The following is a 16904-nucleotide window of genomic DNA, read 5'->3' on the forward strand; positions in this document are numbered from 1 at the left end:
TGATAACCTATGCTTGAGGATGTCGATGGGCTGGAACTTATCCGCACAGCTATCGAAAAGGACGCGTCCGATATCCATATGACTGTCGGCCAACGCCCCTATATGCGCTGTTTTGGGAAGCTGCAGGCAATGCGCAGCACATCGCTGACGGAATCTTTTATCGCCGGATTTGTTGCCCGGCTTTTCAATGACAGCCAGCAGGAAAAACTGGCCGCGGACCGGGAGCTGGATGCGTCTTGGACATATGCGGGACGCAGGTTCCGCGTTCATGCCTACTATCAGCAAGGATTTCCGGCTATGGCGCTGCGCCTGCTGCCGGAGCGGATTCCCGCTCTTACCGAACTGGAACTGCCCGCAGCCTGGCAGAAGATGAAGGAACTCGACAAGGGGCTGCTTTTCGTGACGGGGCGCACAGGCTCCGGCAAGAGTACCACCTTGGCTTCGTTTATTCAGGAGCTCAATCGGGAAAGGGCCTGCCATATTGTGACCTTGGATGCGCCCATCGAATACATCTTTAAGCCCGATAAGTGTTTTATCAGCCAGCGGGAGCTCGGAAAGGACTTTATAAGTTTTCCTGCGGCGCTGCGCGGCGCATTGCGGGAGATGCCTGACGTACTATTGGTGGGGGAGATTCGCGATGCCATCACCCTGCAGACCGCATTGACTGCAGCTTCGACAGGAATGCTAGTATTGGCAACACTCCATAGCGGCAGTGCCGTGGATACTGTACTGCGCATAGAAGGCATGTTTCCCACGGAGCAGCGGGATTCTATCCGCGCTCTGTTATCTGAGGTGCTGACGGGAATCTTTGCCCAGCAGCTTGTGCCTGACCTAACAGGCGGGCGGCTCGCGGTGTCTGAAGTCCTGCTGGCCGTGCCTGCGGTGCGCAGTCTTATCCGTCAGGGCAAATACGGTCAGCTTTATTCGCAAATGCTGAGCCATCAAGACAGGGGCATGCAGACCATGGGCACAGCGGCCAAACATTTGCTGCAAACAGGGCGCATCAGTTCCGAAACATATGCCCGCCTGACAGCAGCGGAACATGCAGGAGGCCTAATATGAACTATGCGTATGAAGCCTGCAACCGGCAGGGTGAGCATTTCCAAGGGCAGATTGAAGCGGGCAGCCGTCAGGAAGCCGCCCATAAGATACGACGTCAGGGATTATGGATTACCTCTTTGCAGGAAGTGATGGCAAAAAGCCCTCACGCAGGCCCCGTCTTTCACTTACGCCGCTTATTTATCGGCAGGGAAATCAGTCCTGCGCAGACCGCTTGCTTTTGCCGTCAAATGGCCGTGCTGCTGACAGCTGGTATGCCCGTTCACGAAGCGTTAAAATCATTGCTGACGAGCAGAGGACAGGGAAGCTATGGCCAACTGCTCGCAAGGCTGTATCAAAAGGTCTTAAAGGGAAGGGCCCTGTCCGCAGCCATGGAAGAAGAAAGCGGCAGCTTTTCCCCGCAGGTTATCCGCTTGGTGGAAGCAGGGGAACAAGGCGGTTCACTGGAAGCAATCTTTAACCGTCTGGCAGACTTTCTTGAGCAGAGTGTAAAAGCTAAAGAAAAAATGAAATCCATTCTGCTCTATCCGGCCATCATCGCTATTACAGCTCTGGTTGTGCTGATTTTTATGACACTCTTTATCCTGCCCACCTTTGCCAGTCTCTTGGCTAATTTGCAAAGTGAACTGCCGCTGGCAACAAAATTATTATTGCAACTTTCGGCTTTCCTGCAGGAGAGAGGACAGCTCTTATGCGTATTGAGCCTGCCATGCCTCGGGATTTTGTACATCATCAGCCAACTGCCCCAGGTTCGGTTTATCTGCGCGCGGCTGCTGCTATCCCTGCCCTTTATGGGCAGATTAGCCCAGCATACTGCCTGGTCACTCGTTCTAGGCACGCTGGCCCTGCTGATTGAACAGGGGATTGTGTTACACGAGGCCTTGAAAATGGCAGCCAAAACAGCGGGCAATCCCTATCTGGAACAGGAAATCCTGCAGGTGCAGGCGAAGGTGGAGCAAGGCAGTTCCCTGATGAAAGCCCTTTCTCCCTGTCCCTTCTTTCCGCCCATGCTTCAGGAAATGCTGGAAGCAGGCGAACAGTCAGGGCAGCTCGAAACCATGCTCAACAAAGCTGCGGCCTTCTGTCAGGTACTGGCGGAAAACGAATCTGCCCGCCTGCAGGCGCTGGCTGAACCGGCCGCCATCTTTGCCGTAGGCGGTCTGGTGTTCTTTATGGTCATGGCGGTGATTATGCCATTGTTGAATACCATGGATGCATTGACCATGTAAACAAAAAAATTGACTTGTCAAATTCGCCTTGACAAGTCAATTTTTCTTTAGGACAGCAGTTTTTCTTTAAGCTGCTGATATTTTAAGGTGTAATAGGGGCCGTTCTGCGCTTCGCGGTGGTCAAAGCCGTAGGCGCGGCGGCTGACAGCGAGGATAGGCGGTGCCTGAATGCGCTTGGCCACAGCCATGCCCGTAAAGAGATTCCACCAGCGTTCCAAATCCGCGATGAATTCCTGCGCCGTGGGGAAGTATTTGGCCACGAGACCCGGCTCACAGCCTAAGTTTTCTTCGAGGGTACCGGCGGCATACCATTCCAGAATATCCTCGGGCGCGGCCTTCTGCCAACGCTCGATAAAGGAACGGAAGAGAAAATCGTGGTACGGATACTTGATGGGGTCGCCCTTGCCTTCGTCCACGTTCTGCGCCGAGGAAAGTTCCGCACTCGGCACGATGTCGATAATGCCCTGCGGCACCACTTCCCGGCCATAGACTTCATCATTCATGTAATGGGCCAGCGCATAGACCTGATACTTCCAAAGGTCAGCCAGGGCCGCCAGGAAGCCGGACTGGTCACCGTAGAGAGTGGAGTAGCCAACCGTTGTCTCCGCTTTGTTGGCATTGCAGGTAAAACCGCCGCCAAAGGCTGCCGCCGCACCTGCCAGAATTCTTGCACTGCGGTCACGGGCCTGAATGTTTTCCGTGACGAAGGAAGACACGGTAAGATTCTGCTCGGAGCCGTCCGTCAGATAAGTGATGGGCGTAGTCGAAAGCTGTTCCACCGTATGGTCCACAGAATGCTGAATGGGAATCACCGTGTACTGGCAGCCCAGATTATCGGCCAATTCCTTGCTGAGCCCCTTGGTGGTAGCAGAGTTAAAGACACTGGGCATATTCACGAGCAGGAGATTTTCCGGGCCGACGATTTTGGCATAGAGAGCGGCGGCTACAGCCGAGTCGATACCGCCGGAGATACCGATAACGACCTTCTTCATGCGGATGTTTTCGAGGAAGCGGCGCACGCCATAGTTCAGCGCACGGTAGATATGCGCAATATCTGGTTCTTTATCGTCGGGCAGGTCCGGCATGGAGGAGAGTTCATCCATATCCACAATGGTCAGTTCTTCCTGATACTCCTCACTCATGGCGCAGACCTGACCCTTTTCATTATAGGCCGTGCTGGCCCCGTCAAAGGTATAAACGGTCTTGCCATTGTTCTGCAGGCCGATGGCGTTGACGTAGAAAAGGGGCTTGCCGGCTTCCTTGGCCTGCTGGCCAAAGACACGGTTGCGCTTGTTGTTCTTGCCCAGCGTATAGGGAGAAGCGGAGATATTGACGAAGAAATCAATCTGCCCCTTATCCTGCAGAATCTGCAATGGTTCCAGCGCGTAGTTATCGCTCCAACCGTCCTCACAAAGAAGGCAGCCTGCATTGTAGGTTTTGCCCTGCAGGGTAAGCGTGACCGGCGCAATGAGGTCCGCAGGATTTTTGCCCTGCTCGAGCGCCAGCTGCTGAAGGCTATAGAAATGACGGGTATCATCAAACTCCCGGTAGTTGGGCATCAGCGTCTTGATGACAAAGGGATAGTCCTGCCCGGCAGGGGCAATGAGTTTGCCATCCTGCGCCGTAAAGAAGGCGTTGTACTTGCGCACCCGGCCATCGTTGTTCATCTTTTCCCAGTCCATGGCGATATTGCCAAACATCACGGTGATACCCTTAGAGGCTTCGATAATCTCCTGACCGTAATGTTCGCAGTCGGCAAGGAAACTGGTCTGCTCCCAGGTGTCCCCGAGCAGATAGCCGGGAATGGCCATTTCAGGGAAGATGATGACATCCACATGTTCCGTCCGTGCCTCATCCATCATGCGCAGCATGGTGGCGGCGTTTTTATCGGGATGCCCAGGGATGACTTCCATCTGGGCCATAGCTATTTTCAACAAAGCATTCACTCCAATTATGTCAGTTTCCCTTCAATGATACGCTATATCCTTTGACAAGTCAAAATTTAATATTTTTTTAATGAGCAAGCAGGAACAAGATTGGGCTACAGAGAAATATACGAAATATGTGAAAACATATTATATTCAAGGAAAAGGGGTTAGCAACATGAAATGTAAGAAAAAGGTTCTCTCCGCACTGGTAGCATTAGGTCTGGCTTTCGGCGGCGCAACAGTCAGCCTGCCATCTGCTGAAGCGGCATCTGTGGATACCATTTCCAAGATTTCCGTGAAAGCAGACGGTTCCAATTTCAAGTATTGGAATCAGAATTCGGCTTCCTTTAAGGCTTTGAAGGCTTATGTGGAAGATGTTACCAATCCCAAGAGCCCGAACTTCATTCCTGTAAAAGACCGTGTCTGTGTATCCGATATGGATGGCACCTTCTACGGCGAACTGGCACCGACCTACTCCGAATGGTATATGTATTTCCATCGCATCTTTAACGACAAGTCCTATCATCCCACGGCTACAGAAAAAGCATATGCGGAAGAATGCCTGAAGGCAGCCAAGGCCAACAAGATTTCGGCAGATATGGATGCCGGTGAAGATATGGCCCAGGCACGCGCCTTTGAAGGTATGAGCCTGCAGGAATTCGATGCGTATGTAGCCAAATGGCTCAAAGAAACTCCCTGCGACGGCCTTTCCAACCTGACCATGGCGGAAGCATACTACCTGCCGATGATTGAAGTCATTACCTATCTGCAGGCCAACGGCTTCAACTTCTATGTGGTAACGGGTACGGACCGTCAGATGGTGCGCACGGCCCTTAAAGCGGTTCCTTCCATCCAGCCGGACCATGTAATCGGTACAGACAGCATCAGCATTGCTGCTCGTCAGGGTTTTGCTGGTTCCCAGTACTTCCGGTTTGAGAAGAAAGATAAAATGATGCGCGGCGCTTATCAGGCCACCAACAACAAGATGCAGAAGGTATCGAATATCTGCCGTGAAATCGGCATTCGTCCGGTACTTGCTCTGGGCAACAGCAGCTCCGATGCTTCCATGCTGAACTATGCCGTATTCAACGACAAGTATAAGAGCATGGCCATGGGCGTTAACTGTGATGATGGCGAACGCGATTGGGGCGGCCCGCAGAAATCCAAGAATTTCCATGACCTCTGCGTGAAATTCGGCTGGGTTCCCATCTCTATGCATGATGACTGGAAGACCATCTATGGCGATAACGTCAAGAAGACCACCCAGAACTTCCGCAAATAAATTTTAGACAGTTATTTACGAGGCAGGCCGCTTAGTGGTCTGCCTTTTTTATCATCATAGGCAAACATCGATTTACATTTTTTAGGGGATTCCAAAATTTAGTAGCATATTTTGTAAAACCGCTGTATAATAGATAGCGGACGTTCAAGAAAGAAATTAGGTGTAACAAGAAATGGCAAAAAAGAAAAAAGAAGCAAAGACCAACGCGGCAAGAATTTTGGACACGTTAGGCATCAGCTACGAACTCAAGACCTACGAGGTGGACGAAAATGACCTGTCCGCAGTCCATGTGGCAGAGTCGGTGGGCATGCCCATTGAGATGGTCTATAAGACTTTGGTGTGCCGGGGCGACAAGAATGGCGTTCTGATGGCTGTAATCCCCGGCGGGGGAGAGCTCGACTTAAAGGCGCTGGCCGCAGCCTCCGGCAACAAGCGGGTGGAAATGGTTCACTTGAAGGAAGTCTTTGGCTTGACGGGTTATATCCGCGGTGGCTGTTCGCCATTGGGTGCCAAGAAGGATTACCCTGTGTATCTCGATGCCAGTGCCGAAGCGCAAGAGGTCATTGCCATCAGCGCCGGCAAGCGTGGCGAGCAGATTATCTTGAAGCCTGCGGATTTGGTGCAGGCAGCCAAGGCCACGGTGGTCACAGTCAGTAGATAAAGCTGTATTGATATTTAATGGAGATTTATAGGAAAGAGGCGGTTTGATTGAAGTATAGTAGTACCCGGGGAAACAGCGCACAGGTAACTTCGGCAGAAGCCATCATCAAAGGACTCGCACTTGACAGCGGTCTTTTCGTGCCCGATGAGCTTCCCCAGATTGACATGTCATTTATCGAAAGTTTAGTGCCCCTTTCCTATGAAGAACGGGCGCAGAAAGTGCTCGGCCTGTTCCTGACGGATTACAGTGCCGAGGAAATCAAAACCTGCGTGGAAAATGCCTACGGTCATGGCAAGTTCGACTGCGAAGGCCGGGCTCCCGTAACCGATTTGGGCACGATGCAGGTGCTTGAACTTTGGCATGGTCCGACCAGCGCTTTCAAGGATATGGCTTTACAGCTGCTGCCCCAGCTCATGAGCACGGCGCTCAAGAAAACAGGGGAGCAGGACAAGGTGCTGATTCTCGTGGCCACTTCCGGCGATACGGGCAAAGCCGCCCTCGAAGGCTTTAAGGATGTAGACCAGATTTCCATTATGGTCTTCTATCCCGAAGGCGGTGTCAGCAAGATTCAGCAGCTGCAGATGCTGACCCAGGAAGGTGCTAATGTCAATGTCACGGCCGTCAAGGGCAACTTTGATGATGCCCAGAGCGGCGTCAAGGTGATTTTTGCTGACCAGGATTTTAACAGCCAGCTGAAAAGTAAGGGAGTAAAGCTGTCCTCGGCCAACTCCATCAACTGGGGCCGCCTCGTGCCGCAGATTGTCTATTATTTCAGCGCCTATGCAGATTTGTGCAAGACTGGCCACATCAAAGCAGGGGAGGAGATTAACTTCACCGTGCCGACCGGCAACTTCGGCAATATCCTGGCAGGCTTCTATGCCAAACAGATGGGCCTGCCGGTGCATAAACTCATCTGCGCCTCCAATGCCAACAACGTGTTGACGGATTTCCTGCAGACGGGCCGTTATGACCGGAACCGGGAGTTCTACAAGACCATCACGCCATCCATGGACATTCTGATTTCCAGCAATTTGGAGCGCCTCCTTTATCATGTGACAGGAGACAAGGCGCAGGTGGCCGATTGGATGGCACAGCTTTCCCAGAAGGGCAGCTACGAAGTGGATGTGAAAACCCGCGGCATCATCAAGGAAACCTTCTGGGCAGATTTCGTAGACGACGAAGCCACCAAGAAGTGCATCCGTCAGGTCTACGGGCAGCATAAGTATGTGCTGGATACCCATTCTGCAGTGGCTTATCAGGTTGCCGAAAACTACCGCCATGAAACCAAGGACAACCATGTGATGGTGGTCGTATCTACCGCCAGCCCCTATAAATTCAACGGCAGCGTGCTCGAAGCCCTGCAGGTGGAAACGGAAGGACTGGATGAATTCGGTCTGCTCGACAAGCTCCGTGAAATGAATGACCAGCCCATTCCGGCAGGACTTGCCGCCCTCAAGACGAAGGAAGTGCGTCACAAAGGCGTTTGCGGCAAAGAGGCCATGGCAGAGTCCGTGCTGAACTTCATCGAAACTTAACCATTCGATATCAGAACACGAATCATCAAGAACATGTTGATTCGTGTTCTGTTTTGCTTATATAATTTATATCTGACAATTTTGATAAATGTTAGTTTTTGAATTAGATAAGAAAATAGTTGACATTTATGGAAAAATAAGCTAATATAATATGCGTGGTGAGAAACGAAAGTGAAAAGCTTCTCAAACTGCAAAGTATCTTTTTACGAAAGAGGTTGACTGTAAAATGGCAAACATCGATCTTAGCCAATATGGCATCACTGGTACTACCGAAATTCTCCACAATCCGTCTTACAAGACGCTTTTTGAAGAAGAGACTAAAGAAGGTTTAACAGGCTACGAACAGGGTCAGGTTTCCGAACTGGGCGCTGTTAACGTAAAGACTGGTATTTTCACCGGCCGTTCTCCTAAAGATAAATTCATCGTGGATGATGAAACTTCCCATGACACTGTATGGTGGGATTCCGAAGATTATCACAACGATAACCACAGAGCTACGCCGGAAACCTGGAACGCTCTGAAAGAAATCGCTAAAAAGGAACTGTCCAACAAGAAACTCTACGTTGTAGATGCTTTCTGCGGTGCCAACAAAGACACCCGCATGGCTGTCCGCTTCATCGTAGAAGTTGCTTGGCAGGCACATTTCGTAACGAATATGTTCATCCAGCCGACGGAAGAAGAGCTGGCTAACTTCAAGCCGGACTTCGTTGTTTACAACGCTTCCAAGGCTAAAGTTGAAAACTACAAGGAACTCGGTCTCCATTCCGAAACGGCAGTAGTATTTAACCTCACGAGCCGCGAACAGGTTATCATCAACACCTGGTACGGCGGTGAAATGAAGAAGGGTATGTTCTCTATGATGAACTACTTCCTGCCGCTCAAGGGCATTGCTGCTATGCACTGCTCCGCTAACACGGACAAGCAGGGCCAGAACACGGCTATCTTCTTCGGCCTCTCCGGTACGGGTAAAACCACCCTGTCCACGGACCCGAAACGCCTCTTGATTGGTGATGACGAACACGGCTGGGATGATGAAGGCGTATTCAACTTCGAAGGCGGCTGCTATGCTAAGGTTATCAACCTCGACATGGAATCCGAACCGGATATCTATGGCGCCATCAAACGTAACGCTCTGCTCGAAAACGTTACCCTCGACGACAAGGGCAACATCGACTTTGCCGATAAGACCATCACGGAAAACACCCGTGTATCCTATCCTATCGACCACATCAAAGGCACCGTTAAGGGCTTTGTAAACGACAAGAGCGCAGCTCCCGCAGCTAAGAGCGTTATCTTCCTGTCCGCTGATGCTTTCGGCGTACTGCCCCCGGTTTCCATCCTGACTCCGGAACAGACGAAGTACTACTTCCTCTCCGGCTTCACGGCTAAACTGGCTGGTACGGAACGCGGCATCACCGAACCGACGCCGACCTTCTCCGCTTGCTTCGGTCAGGCATTCCTCGAATTGCATCCGACCAAGTACGCAGAAGAACTCGTTAAGAAGATGGAGGCTAACGGCACGAAGGCATACCTCGTGAACACTGGCTGGAATGGTTCCGGCAAGCGTATCTCCATCAAAGATACTCGCGGCATCATCGATGCTATCCATAGCGGCGCTATCAAGAAAGCTCCGACCAAGAAGATTCCGTTCTTCAACCTCGAAGTACCGACGGAACTTGAGGGCGTTGACACCAACATCCTCGACCCGAAGGATACTTACCAGAATCCGGCTGAATGGGAAGAAAAGGCTAAAGACCTTGCTCAGCGTTTCATCAAGAACTTCGACAAATACACGAAGAACAACGAAGCAGGCCAGGCTCTGGTTTCCGCAGGCCCGCAGCTCTAAGATTGCATGATAGAACGGCCATCGCATTTATAGTGCGATGGCCGTTTTTGACATTTGACATTTTCCTTAGAATTTGACATGTCAAATTCTAAGGAAAATCTAATGCTGGGATGCTATAATTTCCTGTGGAATTTTACGAAAGGCAGGGAACATTATGACCTTAAGTTTTGAGAAAATATTTCCCACAGAGGAAGAACGCTATGAAAAATATATCTGGCTGATAAAACTGACCATAATCGCAAATATTTGCGCCTATATCGCCATCATCTTAGCAGATGCAGATGCTATGAAACTCATGCGTGTAGTCAAATTTGTTTTATGGACAGTAATTTATATCGTACTCCTGCAAACAGCCTGGAAAAGCAGAGCCCTTCATTTTATGCTTCGCCTTTGGCTTTGTGCTGCCAGCAGTGCTGCCATATTGGCTGCGATGATACCATTTTTCGGATTTCTGCCCATGTTGTTAGGTGCCGTTATTACCATCTTTGCCAATCGGAAACATCTGAAAATATTTTTGCGGTACAAAGATTTCCTAAAGTATCTTGCCGCCTGTTTTGCAATAGGTTTCCTGATGAATATGGCCGGCGAGATAGGAGTGCCAGGAATAAATAATGCAACACTCTATCAGATAAAACAACTGTTGCTGTTTTATGTATTATGGCGCTTGCTTCGGCACGAATGTAAGCAGGGCAGACCCTTCCGGGAAACCATCCGCATACTCATGCTGATGCCGGCAATCGGTGTATTCCTGCTGCTAGGCTGGCTGACCATTATCCCCATGTTCAGAAAAGGGCTGTTCGGTGAGGAAGGCCACGACTTTTTGGCGCTAGAGAGATAAAAGAAAAAAGCTCTTAAGGTACGATGGTTTTGACTCGATATACTCAATAAGAAGGATTAAGTGCTTTTATCAGGGAGGATAAGGTTATGCGTGTCTTAAGGAATTTAACCAGGCAGGAGCTGGACTATTACACCAGCCAGCCTACGGCAAAAAAGCTCAATGAGCGCATTAGGCTGGATGGGGTGACTGTTCCTGCTCAGAATGCAGAAACGCCGGCTAAGTATTCAACGACTGAGGACGAGGTGGATATTTCCGCAACTGGTTATGAACTGCAGCAGGCCAATAAGGAAAAGGCATCCCATGAAAAAACGGAGAAATCTCGGATTGATTTTTCCGTATTCCGCCAGGGGGACAGCAATAAATTTGTCATCAGCTTTGGCAATGCGGCTATGGTCAGCCGGGCGGTGAAGCAGGGGTATATCGAGGTCGAAGGTCAGCGGATTGACCTTTCCGATGAGGTGAAGAAGCAGCTACTGACCACGAGCAAACAAATTCAGGACATGAAGAAGGGCGTTTCCCTACATAACTTCCTGCTCCACGAAGCGGCCAATGCCCGCCAGAACAGTGACGCCATGAAAGAAGCCAACGACAAGATGAGCCGCGCCATGCAAACCGCATCCCGCATCATGCACGGCCGCAAGGTTTCTCCTGCCGATGAAAAGGAACTGATGGAGTTTAACAAAGACCTCTACGCCATGGCTAAAAGTGCCGCGGCTTTGGAACAGCACCGCCGTAAGCGGGACGACAAGGAAGATGAAAAGCTTTCCGCCGACAACGAGGAAGCCCGGGCACGGGAAGCCGAGCCGAAGGATTACAGCGTGGAAGAAATGCCCATGCCTGACGTCGAAACTCAGATGACGGTTTCTCTGGATGGCGAAGTGGGGGAGGTAACACCGTCATTCACACCGCAAACCGTGCCGTTCACTCCCTAGCCGTTGAAACTTCCGTCTAATAGTCGCTATAACCTTCGATGTAATATTTCACGCAGTAGCATTAGAAACGAATGAGCGCATACGCCTGGTTATCAACATTGAAGCGCAGAAGAACAGATTATGCGTGTGGTAAACAACAATAAATAATGACTAATGACGCAAGGTGCTAAGCCTGGCGTCATTTTTAGGTAACAGGTAAAGAGAGACTAGCCTATGTATATTTTAGGTTATACCATAGGGGCAGCTATTCCTCCCGGTAAGAAGGAGATTGGCCATAGATACGGAATTATATACACATTAAAGGAGGTCAGCTTAATGCTTCAGGTCTATACAGGAAATGGCAAAGGAAAAACTACGGCGGCCATTGGTCTTGCCATTAGAGCCTTAGGGGCAGGCAGGAAAGTCTATATCATGCAGTTCATGAAAAGTCTGGCCTACAGTGAGCAGAAGATACTGCAGGGATTTTCACCTGAGCTTACCTTAAGAACCAGTGGAAAGCCGTTTTTCATTGCAGAAGAAGGAACATTAAGCAATGAGTTACAAGATAAATTTGGAGATGCTGTCGTGATATTTCCGAAAGGAAAGCCTCCGCAGGATTATATTGAACTTATAAACGCGGGCTTTGATGAAGTTAAAAGAGCCATATCTTCAAAAAAATATGGTTTGGTAATCCTGGATGAACTAAATGTGGCACTGCATTTTGGTTTGATAGGCAGAACCGCTGTTGAGGAACTGCTGAAAATGGTGCCGAAGAATACGGAACTGGTGCTGACCGGACGAGGCGCTCCAGATTGGCTGATTGAGCGTGCGGATCTTGTGACGGACATGAAGGAAGTTAAGCACTACTATACAAAGGGCGTTGAGGCCCGTAAGGGGATTGAGTGTTAACACACGAGCAGGAGGATATAATGAGTAGGTTAAAAGAACTTAGAAAAGTAGTTGGTGACAAATTACGGGAAAGCATAACGGATGCAGAAAAGCTAGAAAGCGCCTTTGCACATCTCTATGGTGTTTCCCTTTCAGCCACGGTAATTGCAGAAAAAAGAGGCGAGGATTCAGAGCTTGCCAGCATGGCAGCTATGTTGCATGACATCGCGGCTTATGTCAGTGGAACTTATGATGACCATGCACATAGAGGAGCAGATATGGCAAGAGAAATACTGCTGAGAAATGCCTTGGGCACGCCAAAGGAAATCGATCGCATTTGCTCTGCTATATACCATCATGATGATAAGCTGCTAAAAGATGAGCCATTGGATGAAGTGCTGAAGGATGCAGATGTCATGCACCATACCTTCAACGATTTAGCAAAGCCGATCAAGGAAAAGGAACTGGCACGCTATCTGGCACTAAGACAGGAATTTGGACTGCCCGTACAGGAGTAACAAATCATGAACGTATCAAAGTTAAAGCTGGAGATTTTCATACCGGAAACACATCTTGCTAAGTTACGGCAGGCTTTGCAGGCAGTCGGTGCTGGAAAAATTGGAAACTATGACAGCTCTTTGGCGTACAGCCATGTGACGGGAACCTGGCGGCCATTGCAGGGAAGCCAGCCATATATTGGTACATGTGATGAAATCAGCGAAGCTCCGGAAATAAAAGTAGAGGTCAACATCCAGGCGGAGGCTCTGCAGGAGACATTAAAAGCAATTCGTGAGGTTCATCCTTACGAGGAACCGGTAATCAATGTAATCCCACTGTATTCGGATAAGGGGATGGGAAATTCATGAGGCTTTTTATTAGCATTCAGTTTACGGACCCTATGATAGATGCTTTGGAGGCTTTTCAGTCACGATTAAAAGCTTCCGGCGTGGAAGGATATTATGCTGCCCGGGAAAATCTACATTTAACGCTGGCTTTTATTGGAGATTACGGGGCGCCAGATGCGGTCATGGACGTTATTGAATCGGTCCCATTCGAGCCTATGACCATGAAACTTTATGGTATGGGAAATTTTGGAGATTTATATTGGGCCGGGATAGAACAAAACACCGAACTTAACCATTATGTCAAGAGACTGCGCAGGGCTCTAGCTGAACACCAAATTCCCTATGACCGCAAGCGGTTTTATCCACATATTACAGTGCTTCGCAAGGCAACTTATCACGGCAAGACGATTTTACCTGAGGTCGAGCCGCCACAGGGAGAAATGGCCATAGAACATATCTCCCTAATGCGGTCAGAACGTGGCAAACATGGCATGATATATACGGAGATTGGCGCAACCAGCGAACGATAAGGATGTTAATAATTAACATCTGTAATGGTATGTGATGTCCCAGCCCCTCGCATGAACGCATGTTCATATCATAACAAGTAAGCCCTGACTGGTGTGGATGAACATCCAGTCAGGGCTTGACTATTGCGGGTAGCTAGTGTGTAATCGCGGGCATGAAAAAAGAAGGTGAACAACTGCTACAGAGTGTCTCACCTTCTTTTCACCATCTTAATTACTTTTTCTTTTCATTTTTTGGGGACTTCTTTCCTGAAGGAAAGGAAATATCGATTTTGTCTATGTCCAAAGGTGGAACAGGAACGATATTAAGTGGTGGAACGGGAACAGGAACTTTTTCAATCTTAGGCTGCTTTTTCTTTGGGGCTTTTTCTTCGGGCTTATTCCCCCCAACTACATTGCCTAAGTCGGTATCATTCATTTTATTACGAATCAGCTCTTTCATGGTAATCACCTCTCTAAATAATTTTCTTCTGTTCTTTATATCCCTAATCGCTCAAAAGTGTTAATTTTTTTTAGGGATTTTTTTTATTCCCATTTTACACTCTCCGGCAGCTAGGGTTCGGTATCCATCTCCGGGAATCTGGCTTTAAATTTAGCCCTAAGAGACTGCGTGGTATGACCGACGCCGCCAACTATCATCAAGTGGCGGGCTACACCTCGTTTCCAGGCGGCAGCAGCAACATCACAGCCAAAGGGAATAGTGCCACCGAAAAGTATAAGCACATCTGCCTGTTCAATGCCATATCTGCGTTGTAAGGTTTTGTGGCTTAGTTTTGGCAGGTCGCGTACACCGAGAAAACGGGTAAGTGTGTTGGCAGCATCAGCAAGCTGCTGAAGGGGGAGATTTGTTTTCGTATGATTCTGCATGGCATTTCATCCTCCGCAAAAAGCTTTATGTATTGAAAAGGATTAGAATGTGGATATTAATTCACCTTGCATTTACCGCGAAAATTAGGCAGCCACATGGGAACACTGTTCCTATATGCGATGTAATCCTGACCAAAGCATTTGATTAGCATCTTTTCTTCCACTGTCTTAAAGTATATGCAATTAATAAGGAAAAAGATAAGCGTATATATAAAAATACAGCAGCTACTAAAAAGAAGCGCCTCTGATAACAGGATAAAAAGGATTCCTAATAGCATCGGATTACGGACTATTTTATATGGTCCCTGAATAATGAGCCGCTTAGGCGGCGCTAATGGCGAAAGGGTTCCCTGGCCCACCTTATGAAAAAGTAGTGTAGTTTTGATAAATAAGCCCAATCCACCACAGAATAATATAACGCCTAAAATGATTTGTGACTTTGCTGGAATGCACCACTGATAATCTGAATACCATAACAGCAGGATGGGGATTATGACTGTAACGTTAAAGGGCAATAATAGAATTGCCTTTAGCCAAGCTCCTTTCATACAGCATTATCCTTTCTGGAAACAAGCGAAGCAAGTTAATCTTTTATCAGTTAAGCATGAATAGTAATGATGCAGGTGTTAATAATTAACATCTATATTCATCTTTGTACAGGAACTGAGAAACCTTTTTGAATGAATAAATTTTCCAAAGCTGAATTGATATTGGTCAACGTTAAGTTTCTGCCCAGTGCTTTTTGTATGATAAGAAATACACGAATTCCGGCAGAGGTGATGTATTCCAGTTTTGCGCAGTCAATTTCTGCTCCAATAGGCATACTGGTAGTTTTTATTTTTTCCCAAGCCGTTAAAAGTTGCGGCGCTGTAAGGCTGTCAAGTCTGCCGACTATGGATACTTTGAACATATTGTTTTCCAGAGTGTAGTTCATCTCGAAGGGAGTGGATTGTTGGTCGGTGTCGTCAGCCTGCTGTCTTTGCTCATCGAGGGTTATAACCCAATAATGGCAATTCAAGTTCTAAGCAACGGACGATTGTGGAAGCATCAGGAATATTAGCGGCAGCCATAAGGCAGATGGCAGTTTTTGCCGTCATGAATACAGGGTTAGCTTGTGCCTGTGAATTTCGTTCCGTTTCAATGGTCATAAGGCAGACCTCCCTAATCATATAGTTATATCTGTGTGAAATTAAGTCTTTATTCGTCATCAGAACGTTTTTTTCCTGTTTTCAGACAGGCGGGGAAGGTCGTGCCGCTTTTTTTATGGTAAAATAGTTGTAGCTTGAGGTCGGAGGTGCTGGCATGGAACAGAAACTTTTTACCGAAATCATTCCCCTTTATCGTTCACGTAAGGATAATCCATATACAATTAGAATCCGTATACGGCTGCAAGATGCTGTTGACCCTGTGGTACTACGTAGGGCAGTGGATACCACAATGGAGCGGTATCCGTATTTCTGTGTGAAATTGCAGACTCGTGGTGCTGGCTTTATCTTTACAGAGAATCGGGAGCCGGTAGTTATTTCCAATTCAAAGCAGGGCGTAACATTAAATTCGGCAGACTCGAATGATCATTTGCTTTCGTTTTCGTACCATGATGATTGGCTGTTCATGGATATTTTTCATGGCTTGACCGATGGTGCAGGGGCTTATGAAGTGATACGTACTTTGTTGTATTATTATTGCTGTCAGCGCTACAATGTGACGCTATCGACAGCAGGCATACATATTGTGGGCGATAAAATCTCTCCGGAAGAATGGGAATGTCCGGCGTGGCGCATATGGCCGGCTTGACCAAAATGCTTTTGGCAAAGGGAACGCATAAGGAAAGACTGGAGATGATGGCAAAGGTTGATGAGGCGGCCAATCGCTTTGCTGCGGCCAACGTGAGCTATGTGGGAAAAGCGAATTTCGGAGAAGCGGAAAAATATATAAAAGAGTTCCACGCTTTGAGTGCCACTGTTATGGACATCACCATTCAAATCTCAGCGGTAAATGGCAGATTTACACTGGATTTCATGCAGAAGTTTGAAAGCCCTGTTTATCTAAATGCATTTTTGCGAGAACTGGCAGATAACGGCATAGTTTATGAATTGCAGGATAAACAGATAAGAACACTGCCTGCGTTCAGAGCGCCGTGGCAGGGGGGGATAGCTTCATTTAGTTGATAGGACAAATGGAAGGTATCATAAGTATGGATGATAAGGATGTTAATAATTAACATCTGCATTGACTAGATAGCTGCTAAAGATGTTTTTATGGATGAACATGAAAATGATATAAAAAGTGCCCTGACTGGTTTTGGGGAAAGACCAGTCAGGGCTTATTATTTATGCGAACTGGGGAAGCTCACAAATGGCGCTGTCCAATGGGGATTGGGGAGAGGACAGTGCCTGTAAATGCTATGTGACTTATTATATGGCATATTACCGCCTGCGGTACTGTATATTTTTACATAAATAAAGCTGGTTGACTGTGGTGTTGCACA

At 48.3% G+C, this 16904-nt stretch carries 20 protein-coding genes; 14 read left to right on the top strand and 6 right to left on the bottom strand.

Annotated elements, in window-relative coordinates; genetic code table 11:
• Positions 1–9: 9 nt before the first annotated feature.
• Together T320_RS01000 and T320_RS01005 are read left to right on the top strand one after the other, a co-directional pair.
• Positions 10–1062: a type IV pilus twitching motility protein PilT gene (locus tag T320_RS01000; protein ID WP_072023975.1), complete on the top strand. Its 1053-nt coding sequence runs from the start codon at positions 10–12 to the stop codon at positions 1060–1062.
• A complete protein-coding gene (locus T320_RS01005) occupies positions 1059–2288 on the top strand; it encodes a type II secretion system F family protein (RefSeq protein WP_037352069.1) in 1230 nt (409 codons plus the stop codon). The genes T320_RS01000 and T320_RS01005 overlap by 4 nt, the downstream gene beginning before the upstream one ends.
• A 47-nt stretch (positions 2289–2335) precedes the next feature.
• On the opposite strand, the gene nadE is transcribed toward T320_RS01005, so the two are convergent.
• Positions 2336–4225, bottom strand: coding sequence for an NAD(+) synthase (gene nadE, locus T320_RS01010; RefSeq protein WP_037352076.1), 1890 nt, complete (start codon positions 4223–4225; stop codon positions 2336–2338).
• Positions 4226–4391: 166 nt separating this feature from the next.
• Between nadE and T320_RS01015 the strand changes: the two genes are divergently transcribed.
• The 10 genes from T320_RS01015 to thpR all read left to right on the top strand — a co-directional run bounded on the left by T320_RS01015 (position 4392) and on the right by thpR (position 13552).
• Entirely contained in the window at positions 4392–5498 is a 1107-nt protein-coding gene (locus T320_RS01015) for a haloacid dehalogenase-like hydrolase (protein ID WP_051608520.1), read from the top strand.
• 172 nt (positions 5499–5670) lie between these two features.
• Complete coding sequence (ybaK, locus tag T320_RS01020) at positions 5671–6159, top strand: Cys-tRNA(Pro) deacylase (protein WP_026760741.1); 489 nt, start codon at positions 5671–5673, stop codon at positions 6157–6159.
• A gap of 47 nt (positions 6160–6206) precedes the next feature.
• On the top strand, positions 6207–7694 hold the full coding sequence (gene thrC, locus T320_RS01025; protein ID WP_037352081.1) for a threonine synthase: 1488 nt from the start codon (positions 6207–6209) through the stop codon (positions 7692–7694).
• Positions 7695–7920: 226 nt separating this feature from the next.
• Positions 7921–9540 (top strand): phosphoenolpyruvate carboxykinase (ATP), encoded by a 1620-nt coding sequence (pckA, locus tag T320_RS01030; protein WP_037352084.1) that lies wholly within the window; start codon positions 7921–7923, stop codon positions 9538–9540.
• Between the two features lie 286 nt (positions 9541–9826).
• On the top strand, positions 9827–10378 hold the full coding sequence (locus T320_RS01035) for a hypothetical protein (protein ID WP_197019339.1): 552 nt from the start codon (positions 9827–9829) through the stop codon (positions 10376–10378).
• Between the two features lie 86 nt (positions 10379–10464).
• On the top strand, positions 10465–11310 hold the full coding sequence (locus tag T320_RS01040) for a hypothetical protein (RefSeq protein ID WP_037352089.1): 846 nt from the start codon (positions 10465–10467) through the stop codon (positions 11308–11310).
• 315 nt (positions 11311–11625) lie between these two features.
• Positions 11626–12198, top strand: a complete 573-nt coding sequence (locus T320_RS01045) for a cob(I)yrinic acid a,c-diamide adenosyltransferase (RefSeq protein ID WP_037352091.1) — start codon at positions 11626–11628, stop codon at positions 12196–12198.
• A 20-nt stretch (positions 12199–12218) separates the two neighbouring features.
• Positions 12219–12695: an HD domain-containing protein gene (locus T320_RS01050; protein ID WP_037352093.1), complete on the top strand. Its 477-nt coding sequence runs from the start codon at positions 12219–12221 to the stop codon at positions 12693–12695.
• Positions 12696–12701: 6 nt separating this feature from the next.
• Positions 12702–13043 carry a YqfO family protein gene (locus T320_RS01055; RefSeq protein WP_037352095.1) on the top strand — a complete coding sequence of 114 codons (342 nt, stop codon included), beginning with the start codon at positions 12702–12704 and terminating at the stop codon, positions 13041–13043.
• 32 nt (positions 13044–13075) lie between these two features.
• Entirely contained in the window at positions 13076–13552 is a 477-nt protein-coding gene (gene thpR, locus T320_RS01060; RefSeq protein ID WP_231465814.1) for an RNA 2',3'-cyclic phosphodiesterase, read from the top strand.
• Between the two features lie 211 nt (positions 13553–13763).
• Here thpR and T320_RS01065 read toward each other — a convergent pair whose 3' ends face one another.
• The 5 genes from T320_RS01065 to T320_RS14480 all read right to left on the bottom strand — a co-directional run bounded on the left by T320_RS01065 (position 13764) and on the right by T320_RS14480 (position 15564).
• Entirely contained in the window at positions 13764–13991 is a 228-nt protein-coding gene (locus T320_RS01065) for a DUF2589 domain-containing protein (RefSeq protein WP_037352103.1), read from the bottom strand.
• A 110-nt stretch (positions 13992–14101) separates the two neighbouring features.
• The gene (locus tag T320_RS01070; protein WP_051608521.1) at positions 14102–14416 is read right to left on the bottom strand and encodes a hypothetical protein; all 315 of its coding nucleotides are present in this window, start codon (positions 14414–14416) and stop codon (positions 14102–14104) included.
• Between the two features lie 56 nt (positions 14417–14472).
• Positions 14473–14964, bottom strand: coding sequence for a methyltransferase family protein (locus tag T320_RS15095; RefSeq protein ID WP_037352108.1), 492 nt, complete (start codon positions 14962–14964; stop codon positions 14473–14475).
• A 98-nt stretch (positions 14965–15062) separates the two neighbouring features.
• Positions 15063–15350 carry an STAS domain-containing protein gene (locus T320_RS01080; protein ID WP_197019340.1) on the bottom strand — a complete coding sequence of 96 codons (288 nt, stop codon included), beginning with the start codon at positions 15348–15350 and terminating at the stop codon, positions 15063–15065.
• A 49-nt stretch (positions 15351–15399) separates the two neighbouring features.
• Complete coding sequence (locus T320_RS14480) at positions 15400–15564, bottom strand: hypothetical protein (RefSeq protein ID WP_156032682.1); 165 nt, start codon at positions 15562–15564, stop codon at positions 15400–15402.
• Between the two features lie 154 nt (positions 15565–15718).
• Here T320_RS14480 and T320_RS01085 point away from each other — a divergent pair, with 154 nt between their 5' ends.
• A complete protein-coding gene (locus tag T320_RS01085; protein ID WP_037352116.1) occupies positions 15719–16210 on the top strand; it encodes a hypothetical protein in 492 nt (163 codons plus the stop codon).
• On the top strand, positions 16198–16584 hold the full coding sequence (locus T320_RS01090) for a hypothetical protein (protein ID WP_197019341.1): 387 nt from the start codon (positions 16198–16200) through the stop codon (positions 16582–16584). The genes T320_RS01085 and T320_RS01090 overlap by 13 nt, the downstream gene beginning before the upstream one ends.
• The last annotated feature ends 320 nt before the right edge of the window (positions 16585–16904 follow it).

The organism is Selenomonas sp. FC4001, assembly GCF_000701565.1.
In the GTDB taxonomy this organism is placed as follows: domain Bacteria; phylum Bacillota; class Negativicutes; order Selenomonadales; family Selenomonadaceae; genus Selenomonas_A; species Selenomonas_A ruminantium_B.